We start from the raw sequence: 14,566 nt of genomic DNA on the forward strand, positions 1-14,566 counted from the left end.
GCCTCAATCCAGCAGGCCGGTGGAGCGGCCGACCTCGACCAGGGGCTCGTAGGCGGCGTTGGTCACCGGGATGAACTTCGAGCGCCCGAACGGCTCCAGGATCGCCGGGTCGGTGACGCCGACGAGGGCGTCCTTGAGTTTCTCGGTGAAGCCGGGGCCGTAGGTCCGGTCCACGTCGCCCCGCACGGTCCATTGGTAGTCCGGGAAGGTCGGGCTCTCCCAGATCACCGACACCGCCTTCGGGTCGACCTTGCCGGCCTTCGTGTCGAGATCCCAGACCGAGTAGTCGACGGCGCCGACCGCGAAGGCGCCGGACTGCACCAGCTGGATCGTGCGGCTGTGGTCGCCGGAGAACCCGACCCGGGCAAACACCTGCTCCGGATTCTTCCCCGGGAAGGCCTGGCGGATGAAGTATTCCGGCATCAGCCGCCCGGAGGTCGAGGCCCGGGCGCCGAACGTGAAGGTCTTGCCGGCGATGGCCTTCGGGAAATCCTTGCTGGGCTCCAGCCCGCTCCCGGCATGGGCGATCAGGTAGGTCTTGAACGCCGCGTCCTCGGCGCCCTGGGCGATCGCCTGGGAGCCCGGCACGGCGCGGCGCGCCTGGACCCCGGTGAAGCCGCCGAACCAGGCGAGCTGCACCTGGCCGTTGGTGAAGGCGGTCACCGCCGCCGGGTAGCTCTTGACCGGGATGTAGCGCACCGGGACGCCGAGCTTGGCCTCGAGATAGGTCGCGACCTTGCCGAAGCGCTCGACCAGACGGCTCTCGTCCTGGTCGGGGATGCCGGTGAAGACCAGGGGCGGGACCGGCTTGGTCGGCTGGGCCTGCGCGGCCGTGCCGAGCGCGAGCGAAACCAATCCCAGGGCGAACCGCCCCACCCGTCCCAGTCCCGGCATGGATCCTCCACCGCATCGCGCCCGCGTCCGGCGCGCCTCGTGCGGTGCCCTGGATATCGGATTCAAGACGATGCGCCAGAGCTTTGATGGCGCCCCCGTGTTCCGAGAACCAGAAGCCGTCGTTCGGTACGCGGCTCCGGCGGCCGACATCTTCGGGCGCCGGTCATCCGGCCCTCGTGCCTGCCCGCAGGACGTGCAGGCACGGGGCGAGACGATCAGCGGTAATGGCGGCGCATCATGTGGTGGCGGTGGTGCCGGCGCATCATGTGATGGCGGCTGCGCATCACGCCCCGGGAGGTCATCCGGGCGCCGCGGTGCATGCCGCCGAAATTGCTGTTGCCGGTGGCGGCGGCGTTCCGGTCGAGGCCGTCGCCGGGGGCCGCGAGGGTCGGGCTGGCGGCGCCGAGGACGAGGCCGAGCGCGAGGGTCGCGCCGAGGAGGATCTTGTTCATGGGGTGATCGGACTTTCCGCGACCCTGCGCCGCGCCGATCCGAACGGATCAGCCGCGCGCTTGTTCCGGGACGCCCCGGGCCTCGGGCGTCTCCACCACGGCGAACAAGGCGGGCTGCGCATCGCGCGCATCCGGCACCGGGACGGCCCGGATGCGGGGCGGCAGCGGCCCCCCGAGCAGGTCCAGGAAATCCCCCGAGGCGGCGATCCCGATCTCGGCCGCCTTGGCCCGGGCCTCCAGGCGCGACAGGGCGTTCATGGCCGGGCCCAGCACCGTGTACTCGGCCCGCACCCCGTCATCGAACACGCCGACCAGAAGGTCGCCGGCATGCAGGGCGACCACGACCCGCAGGGTGAACAGCCCCTCCTTCTCCCGCGCTTCGTTGAGGGCGGCGATGCGGTCCTGGAGCGACAGGGCGCAGGCGAGCGCCGCCCGGGCCTGCGCCCGGGGGCGTCCGACCACGAACTGCACCAGCACCGCGTCGCCGACATACTTGTCCACGAGGCCGCCCTGCTCGGCCACCGCGGCCTGGGCGGCGGCCCGGACGGCGAGCAGGGCCGTCACCATCGCCTCGGGCGGATGCTCCCGGCTCAGCCGCGAGAAGCCGCGGATGTCGAGGACCATCAGGCAGGCGTGGCGCCGGTGGATGCCCATGGCGGCGTCCGCGTCCTCGGCGGCCAGATCGAGAGCGACCGTGTCGGGCACGAACCGGGCGAGCTGGGCGCGCTCGTGCTCCATGCGCAGGGCCCGGGTGACGGCGTCGCGCAGGCGGACCACGCCGTCGATCACCAGCAGGCCGGCCGCCACGAAGGTGGCGAGCCCGGTGATCTGCGCGGTCGGGAAGGAATCCGGCCCCGGGAACAGGTCCGGCCAGGCCAGCCCGACCAGGAAGGTTGCGGTCCAGCAGGCGGTTACCACCCCGCAGAACAGCAGGGTCTGGGCGACCCGCATGCTCAGGCCGGTCTGGAGCAGGAGCAGGAAGGCCGGCAGGCGGCTCACCGCGTCGGCGCCGAGGCCGGCCCCACCGCCGGCCAGCATGTGCTCGATGATCACGTAGACGGCGAGCCCGGCATTGAGCAGCGTCCCGGCCCAGCTATAGGCCGCCGCCGCGGGCCCCCCGCCCCGCTCGCCCAGCCCGAACCAGATCGTGCCGACGCCGTAGAGGCCGAGGATGAACCAGTGGCTCAGGGCGTGCAGCGAGCCGTCATAGGCCTGGGCCGCCATCAGCAGCACCAGCACGATCACGATCCGCAGCCCGAGAAGCCGCAAGCCGCCGCCCGCCTGCATGGCGCGCAGGACCGCGGCGTCGTCTTCGGCCACCTCCGCCTTGCGCGCAGAGCGATCCCGCGCCGTCCGCCTACTGCCCGCCATGAACCCGATTGTGCCGCCGCTCTCCGCACGGCATCATACCGTATAGGGCACGCGCCGCCGAAGGGGATACCGGTTCGGCGGCGCAGGCTTTCGAGCACGGCCTCGGAGCCGCGGCAGGCTCAGCCTTCGTTCGGGGACAGGCGACCGATGCGCAGCGCCAGCCCGATTCCGAGCGCTGGCGCGGTGGCGAAGATCCCGGCCAGCCAGAGCGCTGCCCGTTCCGCGCCCGGCACGCCTCCCGGCTCGGCGATGCCGGCGAGGTTCGCGACCATGCCGGCCGCGGCCGTGCCGAACGCGACGGAAAACAGCTGCACGGTGGTCATGCCGCCGGAGGCCAGATCCTGCTCGGTCTCCGGTGCGAAGCGGTAGACGCGGGTGACGAGGCCGGGCCAGGCCAGGCCGATGCCCAGCCCGATCAGGATCAGCCCCAGGCAGATGGCACCGACGACGGTTTCCTGCCCGCCGCTCCGGATCGGCATGAACAGGCCGAACAGGCCGAGCCCCGCGACCCCGAGGAGCGGGCCGAGGAGGAGCAACGGCCGGGCCGCCCGCGCCTGCCAGCGGGCGCTCAGGAATGCTCCGACCGTCCAGCCGATCGCCATCAGGGCCGCCAGGTATCCGGCCCGGAGGGGCGGCTGATCGTGCAGCACCTGCAGCAGATAGGACACGAAGATCTCCGGCTGCATGCCGATCATCAGCAGGGCGATCATCAGATAGACCGCGCCGAGCGGCGCCCGGAGGCTGAACGCGCCGCGCGGCAGCAGGCGAGCCCTGGCGCCGCGCTCGATCAGCCCGATCAGGCCGATCAGCAGGATGGCCGCGCCGAGCCCCGCGAGGTTCCATCGGGGCTCGGGCGAGAGGCTGCCGGCGGACACGACCAGGACGGCCGCCGTGAGCAGGATCAACTGCGGATAGGCGATCGGGGAGCGTTCCTTGCGGTCCGGGCTGCACTTCGGCAGGCTCGCGAGCGCACCGACCACGAAAGCGGCGGTGAACGGCAGCAGTGACCAGAACGCCGCCCGCCAGGCGTGATGCTCGGCGAACAGGCCGCCCAGCGCCGGTCCGACCTGCGTGGCGATGCCGAAGACCGTGGCGATCAGGCCGATGGCACGCGCCCAGAGCGCGGGCGGGAAGACCAGGCGGATCACCGCATAGGCGAGGGCGTAGAGGAAGCCGCCGCCCAGTCCCTGGATCGCCCGCCCGGCGAGCAGGACGGTGATGTCCGGGGCGAGCGAGGCGATCAGCGTGCCGGCGGCGAACAGTGCCGCCGCGATGGCATAGGCGCCTCGCGGGCCGAAGCCCCTGAGGAGGCGGGCCGTCAGCGCGGCCGCGAGGATCGACGCCAAGACGAAGAGCGTCGTCGCCCAGGCATAGAAATCGAGGCCGCCGATCTCGGCGACCACGGACGGCATGACCGTGGTGACGACGTACATGTTGACGGCATGCAGCGTGACGCCGGCGGCCAGCACGGTGGCGAAGATGCCGTTCCGGCCGGCGAACAGATGCGCCTCGTCCGGCGCGGGCGATCGGGGGTCGCCTATCCCGCCGCGGTGCTCCGAGGCCCGCGATTGTTCCAGCGTATGGTTGTGCATGCCGACGCCCTCGACGATTCGGGTCGGCCAAGCTTGTAAAACCTCACCCTTTGTTGAGGTCAAGGGCGGGCGCATCGTCCGGGTCGTTCCCGCCCGGTGCGACCGCCAGATCGAACAGGCGTGCGCCCGGCCCCTTGCCGGCGGCGATGTCGCCGGGGTTGCGGAGCGGACATTCGGTGGCGGAGAGGCAGCCGCAGCCGATGCAGGCGGTGAGCTGGTCGCGCAGCCGCGTGAGCAGGGTGATGCGCGCGTCCAGGTCCGTTCGCCACGCGCTCGACAGGCTCGCCCAGTCCGCGGCCGTGACCGGCCGGTCGCTCGGCAGCCGGTCGAGGCGATCCTTGATCTGCGCCAGCGGGATCCCGGTGCGTTGCGCCACCCGGATGATGGCGATCAGGCGCAGGACCGAGCGCGGATAACGCCGCTGGTTGCCGCCGGTTCCGGATGAGACCCTGTGCCTCGTAGAAATGCAGGGTCGAGACCGGTACGCCGGCCCGTCGGGCGACCTCGCCGACGCTGAGTTCCCGACCAGCTCGATCCGGCATCGCTGCGTCCCGTCGGCTCTACACGGCCGACACCCCCTCTTACCGTGACAAAGGTAGAGGTTTCAAAGGATCGCGCCGGTCGATCACGCCCCCCGGTCGAGACGCCGGGCCGCGCTGAACCGGTTGAGGAAGCGCGGCTCCTTCTCGGGGGCGATCCGGATCGCGAGGTGCAGGGTGCCGTCGGCCTCGGCGCGCCGGTCGAGGATCTCGGCGTTCTCGTAGAGCCAGTTGAGCGCCGCCCCGTCCTCGGGCGGCAGCGACACCGCGAAGCTCGCCCGGTGGCGGCCGATCCGCGCCTCGATCCGGGCGGTGAGCGCGGCGAGCCCCTCCCCGGTCAGCGCCGAGACCAGGACCGGCGCGTCGCTGTCGCGGTCGTTGCGGGCCTTGGACTGGCCGCTGAGATTCATCAGCCGGGTCCGCTCGTCGTCATCCAGGAGGTCGGACTTGTTCCAGACCTCGATGATCCGCTCGGCCGTGGTCTCGATGCCGAGCTCGCGCAGCACCTCGCCGACATCCTCGGCCTGGGCCTCGGAATCGACGTGGCTGACGTCGCGCACGTGCAGGAGCACGTCGGCCTCGATCGCGTCCTCCAGGGTCGCCCGGAACGCCGCGATCAGCGGGGTCGGCAGGTCGGAGATGAAGCCCACCGTGTCGGACAGGATCACGGTCTCGCCGTGGGGCAGCTTGGTCGCCCGGGCGGTGGGGTCGAGGGTGGCGAACAGCATGTCCTTGGCGGTGACCTCGGCCCGGGTCAGGGTATTGAACAGGCTCGATTTTCCGGCATTGGTGTAGCCCACCAGGGCGACGATCGGATAGGGCACCCGGGCGCGGCTCTGCCGGTGCAGGCCGCGGGTCCGCACCACCGCGTCGAGGTCGCGCTCGATCCGGGTCATGCGCTCCTGGATCATGCGCCGGTCGGCCTCGATCTGGGTCTCGCCGGGGCCGCCCAGGAAGCCGAAGCCGCCGCGCTGCCGCTCCAGGTGGGTCCAGGACCGGACCAGCCGCGACTTCTGGTAGGCGAGGTGCGCGTGCTCGACCTGGAGCGTGCCCTCCCGGGTCGAGGCGCGGCGCCCGAAAATCTCCAGGATCAGGCCGGTGCGGTCGATGACCTTGGCGCCCCATTCCTTCTCGAGGTTGCGCTGCTGCACCGGCGAGAGCGCGCAATCCATCACCACGAGGCCGATCTCGCGGGCGCGGATCAGCCCGGCGATCTCCTCGACCCGGCCCTTGCCGAGATAGGTCGAGGGGCGGATGCGCGGCAGGCTGATCGCCAGGCTCTCGACCACGTCGAGCTCGATGGCGGCGGCGAGCCCGGTGGCCTCGTCGAGGCGCGCCTCGACGGAGCGGGTCGGATGGGCGGCGCCGTTGCCCGGCACCCCCGGCCCGTGCGCGCCGCGCGCCAGATAGGGCCCGATCACCAGGGTATGGGTCGCCGCGGCGATCTCGCCCTCGGGCGCGGCCTGTGCCTGGAGCCGGGCCTCGCCGGACGTCAGCGTCTCGCTCATGCAACCTTTAACGCCGCCCGCGCACGGACGGCTTCGTTCGAGAAGTCGGATTGTCCGAGATGGGGATTGGGCGGGGCCGGGCCAAGATGCCGGGATTCAAGAGGTTGGGATCGGAGCGATCGGAATCCGGAGGCCCGCTCGGCGCGATCTATCCCACCCGCGCCCTTATCCGGAGGCGACGGAGCGCGGAAAGACCTCGAAGGAGCCCTCCAGCCGGCCGCGCGATCCCCGGAGGCCGCCTTCGAGGCCGCTAACGCAGCACCTTAGGATGAGGGGGATGATCGGGATAGGTTTGGGATTCGCCGCCCGCTGCCGGCGAATCGCGGCCTCAGAGCGCGCGAGCCGATCGCCCCTCAACACATCATGCCTTCTCGGCGGTCTCGTCCGGCTCGAACAGCTGCACCGGGTGGCCCGGCATGATCGTCGAGATCGCGTGCTTGTAGACCAGCTGCGAGTGGCCATCCCGGCGCAGCAGCACGCAGAAATTGTCGAACCAGGTGACCACGCCCTGGAGCTTGACGCCGTTGACGAGGAAGATGGTCAGCGGGATCTTGTTCTTGCGGACATGATTGAGGAACGTGTCCTGAAGGTTCTGTGCGCGTTCGCCCGCCATCTTCTTTGCCTTCTTGTTGTCCCGGCGCGAAAGGCCCGGGTTGGGTACGCAACGTTGGGTCCGTCACGCGCGGGATCGTCCGATCATCCCGCCCGGACCGGATATACAGCATGACCGCGTGAAAGCGTGGGGGCAAGCAAGGCCCGCGCCCGCCGATCCGTAACGGATCGGCGCCTCTTTCACGGTCCGCGCCGAGACTGCGCCTGCAAAAACCCGGCCGCCCCGGATCGCTACGGGCCGATGCCGAGAGACTTCAGCTTGCGGTGCAGCGCCGAGCGCTCCATGCCGATGAACTCGGCCGTGCGCGAGATGTTGCCCGAGAACCGCGCGATCTGCGCCACGAGATACTCGCGCTCGAAGATCTCGCGGGCCTCGCGCAGCGCCAGGCTCATCAGCTTCTCGCCGCCCGCGCCCCCCGGGGTGGTCGGCACCAGGGCGCCGATCTCGGAGGGCAGCATCTCGGACGTGACCTCCTGCTCCGGGTCGGCCTGGGTCAGGATCATCAGCCGCTCGACGTTGTTCTTAAGCTGGCGGACGTTGCCCGGCCAATTGTGCGACTGGAGCACCGCCATCGCGTCCTCGGCGATCACCCGCTTCGGCAGGCCGGTCTGGGACGAGATGTTGTCCATGAAGAACTGGATCAGCTCGGGCACGTCCTCCCGGCGCTCGGACAGGGCCGGCACCCGGATCGGCACCACCGAGAGCCGGTGGAACAGGTCCTCGCGGAACCGGCCCGCGGCGATCTCTTCCTGCAGGTCCCGGGACGAGGACGAGATGATGCGCACGTCGACATGCACCCGGGTGGTGCCGCCGACCCGTTGGAAGTTCTGGTCGACGAGGACGCGCAGGATCCGGTTCTGGGTCTCGCGGGGCATGTCGGCGACCTCGTCGAGGTAGAGGGTGCCGCCATGGGCCTCCTCCAGGGCGCCGACCCGCCGGCCGGATTCGCCCTCGACCCCGAACAGCTCCGCCTCCATCGTCTCGGGCAGGATCGCGGCCGCGTTGAGCAGCACGAACGGGCCGTTCGCGCGCGCCGAGGCCTTGTGCAGGCTGCGCGCGGCGAGCTCCTTGCCGGAGCCCAGCGCCCCGGTGATCATCACCCGGGCGTTGGTCGGCGCCACCCGGTCGATGGTCTGGCGCAGCTGGTTGATCGCCAGCGAGCCGCCGACGATGCGGTTGGGATTGCCCGAGCGCGCCGTCAGGTCGCGGACCTCGCGCCGGAGCCGGGAGGCTTCCAGCGCGCGCTCGGCCACCAGGATCAGCCGGTCGGCCTTGAACGGCTTCTCGATGAAGTCGTAGGCGCCCGCCTTGATGGCCGAGACCGCGGTCTCGATGTTGCCGTGGCCCGAGATCATCACCACCGGCAGGTCGGGATTGGCCGCCTTGATCAGGTCGAGCACCTGCAGGCCGTCGAGGCGCGAGCCCTGCAGCCAGATGTCCAGGAAGACCAGGTGCGGCCGGCGCGCCTCGATGGCGGCGAGCGCCTCGTCGGAGCCGCCGGCCGTGCGGCAGCGGTGGCCCTCGTCGTCGAGGATGCCCGCCACGAGGTCGCGGATGTCGGCCTCGTCGTCGACAATCAGGATATCGGCGCTCATGCGTGCATCTCCGCGATCCGGGGGGCCGTCGGTGCGGCGCCCTTCTCCTCTGTCGTGACGGGACTGGTCTGCGGGCCCGAGGCGGACGGCTCGGGCCCGTGCTCGCGCGGGACCCGCATCTGAACCTGCCCACCACGGCCGGCGGGATTGTCGTTCAACGCGATCCCACCGCCGTGCTCCTCAAGCACCTTGCTGACGATAGCAAGCCCCAGCCCCGTGCCACCCTCGCGTGTGGTCATGTAGGGCTCGAGCAGCCGCTGGCGCCCCTCCACCGGAAAACCCTTGCCGTTGTCGGTGACCGTGATCACCGCGAAACCGTCCTCGACCGCCAGGCTCAGGGCGATCTTGCCCTTGCCGAGCTCGGCCGGCGGCACCTCGGCCACCGCCTCGACGGCGTTCTTCAGGATGTTGGTGATCACCTGGCTGAGCAGCCGGATGTCGAAGGCCGCCACGATCTTCTCCGCGCTGCCGGCGCCGCCCTGCGCCGAGAACGCGAAATCGATGTCCGGATGCGCCACGCGCATCATGAACAGGTTCTGCTTGGCGATCTCGGTCAGGTCGTTCGGGGCGATGGCGGGCTTGGGCATCCGCGCGAAGGCCGAGAACTCGTCGACCATGCGCTTGATCTCGTCCACCTGGCGCACGATCGTGGCGGTGCACTGGTCGAACACCTCCTTGTCGGCGGTGATGACCTTGCCGTACTTGCGCCGGATGCGCTCGGCGGAGAGCTGGATCGGGGTCAGGGGGTTCTTGATCTCGTGGGCGATGCGGCGGGCGACGTCGCCCCAGGCGGAGCTGCGCTGCGCCTGGACGAGGTCGGTGATGTCGTCAAGGGTCACCACCGAGCCGCGGGAGGTCCCCTGGGCCTGCTCGCTCGTGACCCGCACCGTCACGGTGCGCTCGCCCCGGGACCGGGTGAGCTGGAGCTGCTGCTGCTGGAGGGCGCGCGGGCGGCTCTCGCTCTCGGCGAGCACAGGCGCGAGTTCCGGCACCGCCCGGGCCAGCGGCTGGCCGATCAGGGCCTCGCTCTCCAGGTCGAGCATCCGCTCGGCGGCCGGGTTGGCGATGGTGACGAAGCCCGCCGCGTCGAGGCCGATCACCCCGGGCGAGACCCCCGACAGCACCGCCTCCGTGAACCGGCGGCGGGTGTCGATCAGGTCGTTGGCGGCGATCAGCCCGGTATGCTGGCGGCGCAGCTCCTGCGTCATCTTGTTGAAGCTCTCGCCGAGATGGGCCAGGTCGCCGCTGGTCTTCTTGGTCGGCACCTGGGCGTAGAAGTTGCCCGACGCGACCTGGTCGGCGGCGTTGATCAGCCGCCGGATCGGCGCCACGAACCGGTTGGCGAAGTTCATCCCGAACCACACCGCCGAGAGCAGGGCGATCAGGGCGATCAGCAGGAACACCGACGCGAAGGTGATCTGGATCGAGCGCCGGAGCGAATCGTAGGTCAGGTACTCGGCCGCCGCCGCCCGCGACACGCCCGGGAAGTCGATGGCGAGCTGGCTGACCTCCCGCTGCACCATCAGCACCGCGTCGTCGTAGGCCGGCATCCGCAGGAGCGCGGCGAAGACCCGGCCCTCCGAGGGCAGCAGGCAGATCGGGTCGGTGGAGGTCGCCGCCTCCTCGAAGGCCGCCGCCGAGGGCAGCCGGACCTGCTTGAGCACGTCGATCTTGGCGCGGGCGACCACGTCGGTCGGCCCGCGCATGATCTGCGCCACCGGCAGGCCGAGATTGGTCGCCCGGGTGGTCAGGAAGTTCTCGAACCAGGCCCGGTCCCGGTCGAAATTCGGGCGCGCCCGGGTCAGGTCGTCCACCAGGATGCGGATCTCCCGGGCCAGCGACTGGCACTGGTTCTCCTGGTAGGCGTCGGCCACCTCGACGGATTTGAGCACCACGTCGCGGACCCGGTCGGTGAAGCCCAGCGACAGGCCCCGGTCGATGGTCACCGACGCCACCACGGCGAGCAGCACGGTGGGCAGGATCGCGATCAGCGAGAACAGGCCGACGATGCGCGAGTGCAGCCGGGCCACCGCCGCATTGGCCTTGCGGGCGTGCAGGAAGACCCGCGCCTCCCAGGCGATCACGAAGACGAGCCCCAGCACCAGGGCGGCGTTGATGCCGAGCAGCGTGACGCCGTAGGCCGGCGTCGGCGTCACCCGGATCACCCCGGCCAGGATCAAGAAGGTCGCCAGCGCCGAGACCAGCGCGGTCACCACCACGGCGGCGCCGATCCAGCCCGGCCCGCGCGGCCCCGGCCGCAGCGACTCCGCGAGCGGCGTGCCCGGGTCCGGGTCCGACGAGAATTCCGACGCCGCTTCCTGCGTCGCGGTTTCCTGGGCAACGGCCTCTGGCGCAACGGCCTCTTGGCCGGCGCCCTGCGCGGTCTCCTCGGCCGGCGGCCTCGACCCGTCGCCCGCCCCCTCGGCCACCGGCTCGGCGGACGAACGGGCAGCCCCCTCGGGGTCCGGCGCAGGGCCTTCCACAGGCGGTGAGCGTCGCAGGAACGGCATGACTGGTGCAGGGCCACAACAGTGTGGCGGAATTAATACGAGTCGCGGCGCCGGAGAGGCGATCGGTGGTCCATTCGGCGCCGGTATCTTGCGCCGGCTCAGTGTGAGCGGCGGCGCTTCCGCAGGGGTGGCTCCAGGCGAATGTTCGTCACCGGCACCGCGAAGCGGAGTGGCTGCCATACAGGCTGAGCCTTTGGATGCGGCGGGTGCGCAATCGCGGCGCATCGGTTCGGGCGTGAACAAGGCTGCGAGTCACGTCGACCGCGCACAGACCGTTGGGGAACGCTCATCTGCGGGTGGCCCTCGGTTATTCTTGCGTGGCAGTCTAGATTGGGCTGCACGGTGAGCTTTGCGGGCGATTGAGGCATGAGCGACGGGTTTCTGTCCGCTGCCACCATAAGCCCGCTGATGCTCGCGGCGACCGCCGGCTTCGTCGACTGATTCACGAGCCGGCAGGATCGGCGCGATGCTTCGGAGCACGAGCGCTAGGATTTCGGCCCCGTTCTTAAGGCGGGTGCTTCAGATCAGCGCATCGCCGGCGAGGCCGCGTTCGGACGCGTCTGGTTTTCGCGCCGTTATGACCGTGGCGACGACGCCCACCCTTGACCCCGCCGGCACGGCCCCGTACCCCCGCCCGTGGAGGCGAACGGGGTCTGGTGGCCCCCCTGGTCTTCAAAACCAGTGGTACGCCAACAGCGTACGGTGGGTTCGATTCCCATCCGCTTCCGCCAAGCCCCACAGCCTCCGAGCATGCATCCCCGTCGCGTCGTAACGGGCGCGGCCGATGCCGCCTTGCGCGTGTCGCGCCTGAGTGGTCCGCTCCGGATGAGGCGCTCGTAGAAGTGCGCCCGCCGATCCGGAGGAGACCCGCCATGCTGTCACGCCGGCAAACGCTCGCCCTGGCTCTGGCCAACGGCCTCGCCTTGACCGACAGAACGGCCCTGGCCGCGGGAGAGGCCGCCGCGCCGACCGTCAAGAGTCCGGTCTCGTTCGCGGTCCCGCCGGGGGCGTGCGACTGCCACGTCCACGTCATCCCCGATCCGGCCAGGTTCCCGTTCTGGGCGGGGCGCGGCTACACCCCGCCGGTCGATCCGCCCGAGCGCCTGCTCGCCCTCCAGCACGCGCTCAAGCTCGACCGCGTGGTGATCGTGACGCCCAGCGTCTACGGCACCGACAACGCGGCCACCCTCGACGGATTGCGCCTGCTCGGATCCCGGCGCGCCCGCGGCGTGGCGGTGATCGGCGCCGGGACCGGCCCGGCCGAGCTCGACGCGCTGGCTGAGGCCGGCATCCGCGGCATCCGGGTCAACCTGGAACAGGCCGGCGTGTTCGATCCGGCGGCCTCCGCCAAGGCCCTGGCGAGCGCGGTCCAGCAGATCGGGCAGCGGCCCTGGCACCTCCAGGTCTATGCCCGCCTGTCGGTCATCGGCCCGCTGAAGCCGCAGCTGGCCGCCCTGCCGGTGCCGGTGGTGTTCGACCATTTCGCCGGCGCGCAGGCAGCCCTCGGACCCGACCAGCCGGGCTTCGGCGACGTGCTCGACCTCGTGCGCGGCGGCCGGGCCTGGGTGAAGCTGTCGGGTGCCTATCGCGCCTCGACCCGGGCGCCCGACTATCCCGACGTGGCGCCGCTCGCCCGGGCCCTGGTGGCGGCGAACCCGGAGCGGCTGGTCTGGGGCAGCGACTGGCCGCACCCGGACAGCACGCCGAAACCGGGCCGCAAGCCGACGGATCTCGCCCCCGCGCAGGATATCGACGACGGCCGCCTGCTCGACCTGCTCGCCGCCTGGGTGCCCGAGCGCGCCGCCCGTGACCGGATCCTTGTCGAAAATCCCAAGCGGTTGTACGACTTCTGAGCGAAATATCGGCCCAGCGGACGCGCGCGGACCGGGAATCCGGTCCCTGGACTCGCTGCCGCGCTCGCCCGGGAGATCGCCCATGCAGGGTCTGGCACGTCTCGGCCCGCCCGCCGCCGCGGATTGTGCGTCCGGCCGATCACGCTCCGCGCGCGGGGCGCTCGTCCTGCTGACCGCCGCCGCCGTCCTGGGCGCCGGCGCCCTCGCGGCCCGGGCCCCCGGCGCCGCCCTCGATCCCGATCTGGTGCGGGTGCTCCGCTTCATGGCGCTGATCAAGGGCGGGTTCGCGCTGGCGGCCTTCGCGGGCTGCTTCTGGCGCCTCGCCCGGCCGGCCGGCCCGTGGCGCATGCCGGTCTACGTGGCCGGGCCGCCGCTCATCGCGGCGGGCGCGATCGGGCTCTGGTCCGTCCAGGCCCTCCCGATCGCGGCGGCGGGCCTGCATCTCGGCCTGCTCGCTCTGCTGGCGGCCGCGCTGACCGACCCCCGATTCCTGCCCGACCTGGCGCGCCTCGGCCGGGGCGGAACGGCGGACTGCCCGATCCGTTTCCCCGAAACCCGCTCGATGCGCCGGGCGCTGCCGCGTCGAACCGCCCCGACCCGTTCCCCATGATCGACACGCTGTTCCCCCTCCTCCCGCCCGGCGCGCAGGCGGCTCTGCGCAGGCTCGCCGCCCGCTGGCCGTCGCGCCCCGCCCGCGCGGAGCCGGTGGTCCGGCTCGACCACGATCCGCGCCCCGGCCCGATGAAGCCGCTGCTCCCGCCGGCCGCGATCAACGACAACCCGCTGCAGGCCGTCCACGAGGCGGTGGAGCGGGACCTGCGCGCCAGCGGCCACCTGCGCTGAGACCGTTTTTGGGGCTGAACGCGATCAACATGAGCATTTGGGAGGGCGGGTTTCGACCCATGTCGGTCGTCAATCGACCTGCTCGGCCTGCTTGGAAGCGGACGTAGATGCTCTCGGCTGAACGGTGATCCGCTTCGTCAGAGAATGCGGCATCGCATGTCACACCCGGGTCGCCTGGCTCGTCATGGCTTCGAACGTCGATCTCCGGCGCTCCGAGCACAAGGACGAGACATGAGCGAGATCAAGCGACTGGTCTGGAACGAGGTGGCCCCGGAGGGTGCCAAAGCGCTCTATGGCATTCATCACTACATCACCACTGGCACCGATCTACCCCATGAGCTGATCCACCTCATCTTCCTGCGGGTGTCGCAGATCAACGGCTGCGCGTACTGCATCGCCCTGCACACCAAGGACCTTCTCAAGACGATGCCGCTTGAGAAGGTCGTCCTGATTCCGGTCTGGGCCGAAGTGCCCCACCTGTTTCCTGAAAAGTACCGCGCCGCTCTCGCCTGGGCGGAGGAAGTCACGCTGGTGAGTGAGACGCACGCCTCCGATGAGGCGTATGCCGCCGCGAGCGCGGTCTTTGCGGCCAAGGATCTCGTCGATCTGACGATCACGATCGCCGCGATGAACGCGTTCAACCGCCTCGGCGCACCCTTCCGCCTCCCGGTCCAGGCGAAGGTTTAGTCGGCTCTGCGCTCCGTCAGGGGCGGCGCCAGCGCCGTCCCGCTTCCGCGGATGTCAATCGATCCCCGGCGGCAGTTCCACGTCTCACGTCGCTGATTTTTCCCGAGGC

Annotated in this window: 12 protein-coding genes, 1 tRNA gene and 1 pseudogene; 5 read left to right on the forward strand and 9 right to left on the reverse strand. The window is 70.9% G+C overall.

Annotated elements, in window-relative coordinates; translation table 11 throughout:
- Positions 1-3 precede the first annotated feature (3 nt).
- The 9 genes and pseudogenes from BMZ47_RS25045 to BMZ47_RS25085 all read right to left on the reverse strand — a co-directional run bounded on the left by BMZ47_RS25045 (position 4) and on the right by BMZ47_RS25085 (position 11,074).
- Positions 4-894, reverse strand: coding sequence for a putative selenate ABC transporter substrate-binding protein (locus BMZ47_RS25045; RefSeq protein ID WP_091864810.1), 891 nt, complete (start codon positions 892-894; stop codon positions 4-6).
- Between the two features lie 215 nt (positions 895-1,109).
- A complete protein-coding gene (locus BMZ47_RS25050) occupies positions 1,110-1,346 on the reverse strand; it encodes a hypothetical protein (protein WP_091864812.1) in 237 nt (78 codons plus the stop codon).
- 48 nt (positions 1,347-1,394) lie between these two features.
- A complete protein-coding gene (locus BMZ47_RS25055; RefSeq protein ID WP_244536934.1) occupies positions 1,395-2,666 on the reverse strand; it encodes an adenylate/guanylate cyclase domain-containing protein in 1,272 nt (423 codons plus the stop codon).
- A gap of 170 nt (positions 2,667-2,836) precedes the next feature.
- Positions 2,837-4,309 (reverse strand): MFS transporter, encoded by a 1,473-nt coding sequence (locus BMZ47_RS25060; protein ID WP_091864816.1) that lies wholly within the window; start codon positions 4,307-4,309, stop codon positions 2,837-2,839.
- Positions 4,310-4,352: 43 nt separating this feature from the next.
- Positions 4,353-4,851, reverse strand: a pseudogene (soxR, locus tag BMZ47_RS25065) (redox-sensitive transcriptional activator SoxR).
- An 83-nt stretch (positions 4,852-4,934) separates the two neighbouring features.
- Positions 4,935-6,356 (reverse strand): GTPase HflX, encoded by a 1,422-nt coding sequence (gene hflX, locus BMZ47_RS25070; protein ID WP_007563027.1) that lies wholly within the window; start codon positions 6,354-6,356, stop codon positions 4,935-4,937.
- 361 nt (positions 6,357-6,717) lie between these two features.
- A complete protein-coding gene (hfq, locus tag BMZ47_RS25075; RefSeq protein WP_007563033.1) occupies positions 6,718-6,969 on the reverse strand; it encodes an RNA chaperone Hfq in 252 nt (83 codons plus the stop codon).
- Between the two features lie 230 nt (positions 6,970-7,199).
- On the reverse strand, positions 7,200-8,564 hold the full coding sequence (gene ntrX / locus BMZ47_RS25080; protein WP_007563035.1) for a nitrogen assimilation response regulator NtrX: 1,365 nt from the start codon (positions 8,562-8,564) through the stop codon (positions 7,200-7,202).
- Positions 8,561-11,074: an ATP-binding protein gene (locus BMZ47_RS25085; protein ID WP_091864818.1), complete on the reverse strand. Its 2,514-nt coding sequence runs from the start codon at positions 11,072-11,074 to the stop codon at positions 8,561-8,563. The genes ntrX and BMZ47_RS25085 overlap by 4 nt, the downstream gene beginning before the upstream one ends.
- Before the next feature lie 638 nt (positions 11,075-11,712).
- Between BMZ47_RS25085 and BMZ47_RS25090 the strand changes: the two genes are divergently transcribed.
- The 5 genes from BMZ47_RS25090 to BMZ47_RS25110 all read left to right on the forward strand — a co-directional run bounded on the left by BMZ47_RS25090 (position 11,713) and on the right by BMZ47_RS25110 (position 14,457).
- A tRNA-Sec gene (locus BMZ47_RS25090) sits at positions 11,713-11,805 on the forward strand.
- Positions 11,806-11,946: 141 nt separating this feature from the next.
- Positions 11,947-12,927: an amidohydrolase family protein gene (locus BMZ47_RS25095; protein WP_091864820.1), complete on the forward strand. Its 981-nt coding sequence runs from the start codon at positions 11,947-11,949 to the stop codon at positions 12,925-12,927.
- 82 nt (positions 12,928-13,009) lie between these two features.
- On the forward strand, positions 13,010-13,537 hold the full coding sequence (locus tag BMZ47_RS25100) for a hypothetical protein (RefSeq protein ID WP_091864822.1): 528 nt from the start codon (positions 13,010-13,012) through the stop codon (positions 13,535-13,537).
- The gene (locus BMZ47_RS25105) at positions 13,534-13,770 is read left to right on the forward strand and encodes a hypothetical protein (RefSeq protein ID WP_007563043.1); all 237 of its coding nucleotides are present in this window, start codon (positions 13,534-13,536) and stop codon (positions 13,768-13,770) included. The genes BMZ47_RS25100 and BMZ47_RS25105 overlap by 4 nt, the downstream gene beginning before the upstream one ends.
- 231 nt (positions 13,771-14,001) lie before the next feature.
- A complete protein-coding gene (locus BMZ47_RS25110) occupies positions 14,002-14,457 on the forward strand; it encodes a carboxymuconolactone decarboxylase family protein (RefSeq protein WP_091864824.1) in 456 nt (151 codons plus the stop codon).
- Positions 14,458-14,566: the final 109 nt, after the last annotated feature.

Source organism: Methylobacterium brachiatum (assembly GCF_900113845.1).
Classification (GTDB): Bacteria; Pseudomonadota; Alphaproteobacteria; order Rhizobiales; family Beijerinckiaceae; genus Methylobacterium; species Methylobacterium brachiatum.